Consider the following 1,324-nt stretch of genomic DNA (forward strand, 5'->3'; position numbering starts at 1 on the left):
ATTTCATTTTGATCTAAAATAAAGAGAATATATACTTTTAAGACAGTATATAGCAGGCTTTAACAAGATTTTGTGTAATTTGCAACATATACATGTAGGGTGTATACCTTACTTTTAAACGTGACAATATAAAGTAAACTGTGCAATATGGTATTCGAAAAAATGACTCTTTCGCCGATATTTATCGGCCTTACAGCAGATGATATAAAGGTCTTATTATCAGATATACATTACGATATACAGTCTTTCGAGAAAGGAGAGATTCTCGCTATGCAAGACGAACCCTGTAACAGACTCATCATTTTGATAGATGGATATGTAAAAGCCGAAATGGCTGATGCTTCGGCAAAGGTGGTAAAGGTAGAAGATATATATGCGCCTAACCCTTTGGCTATATTGTTTTTATTCGGGAAGAACAACCGATTTCCGGTACAAGTAACTGCAAAAGAAAAGGTATCGGCTTTGGTTATACCCAAAACATCGGTACTGAAAATGTTGCAACAGAATGAACAGGTATTACTCAACTTCCTCAACATTTCGGCAATGTATGCCTCAATGTTATCAAAAAAACTGCATCTGATGTCGTTCCGAACCATTCGTCAGAAACTAGCAATGTATTTTCTCGATCTGACTAAACCCGACAAAATGGAAGCCGAACTCGACAGAACTCAATTGGCTTTATCTGAATACTTTGGTGTATCTCGCCCCTCTTTGGCTCGCGAGTTGGCTAATATGCAAGACGATGGTTTGATAGAGATCAATAAGAAACACGTTAAGATACTGAACAAAAACAAATTGGTACAACTTGTATCGTTTTAAGATCACAAGGTCTCAGATTGACTTGATTACTTTGGTTGGTTCTCGAAGAACAATTGTGGATATGATTAGATAGTTGATAAACAGCACATATATAAGAAAATATCCTGCATATAAAGTTTACTTATCAGCTCGTATGTATTTAGTAGTTTGATCTCCCTTTCTATTAGTAATCCAGAGAGTATCTAATTCTATTTTATAAGTTTGTGTGTATTGATCCAGCATAAGTTTTGTTGCATCAATAGCATAATGCTGTTTATTCATTTCATTCTGAACCTTTCCCTCTGCATAGGTAAAATAGGAGTAAAAATCGACGGTAAATACACGTGTCATTACCAGACTATCTGTGTCCTCATAATAATTATTCCAAACACCTAATACAGTATTAATAACCTTATCCTCTGCAACTTCGTCATTACAAGAAGTAAAAGCTAATAACAGCACAAAAAAATAAAATATCCTTTTTATAATTATACTCATACTCTTAAACTACAACAATAAATACAAC

The 1,324-nt window shown here is 34.3% G+C and carries 2 protein-coding genes; one reads left to right on the top strand and one right to left on the bottom strand.

The window, feature by feature from the left end:
• Positions 1-147 precede the first annotated feature (147 nt).
• A complete protein-coding gene (locus tag HGC4_RS14685) occupies positions 148-819 on the top strand; it encodes a Crp/Fnr family transcriptional regulator (RefSeq protein ID WP_050710892.1) in 672 nt (223 codons plus the stop codon).
• A gap of 117 nt (positions 820-936) precedes the next feature.
• Here the strand turns inward: HGC4_RS14685 and HGC4_RS14690 are convergent, their stop codons facing one another.
• Positions 937-1,296 (bottom strand): hypothetical protein, encoded by a 360-nt coding sequence (locus HGC4_RS14690; RefSeq protein ID WP_050710893.1) that lies wholly within the window; start codon positions 1,294-1,296, stop codon positions 937-939.
• Positions 1,297-1,324 lie beyond the last annotated feature (28 nt).

Source organism: Dysgonomonas sp. HGC4 (genome assembly GCF_001261715.1).
Classification (GTDB): Bacteria; Bacteroidota; Bacteroidia; order Bacteroidales; family Dysgonomonadaceae; genus Dysgonomonas_A.

Bases quoted from the DNA above. Each gene is read 5' to 3' on its own strand.
- HGC4_RS14690 (WP_050710893.1), bottom strand. From the start codon at position 1,296: ATGAGTATAATTATAAAAAGGATATTTTATTTTTTTGTGCTGTTATTA.
- HGC4_RS14685 (WP_050710892.1), top strand. From the start codon at position 148: ATGGTATTCGAAAAAATGACTCTTTCGCCGATATTTATCGGCCTTACA.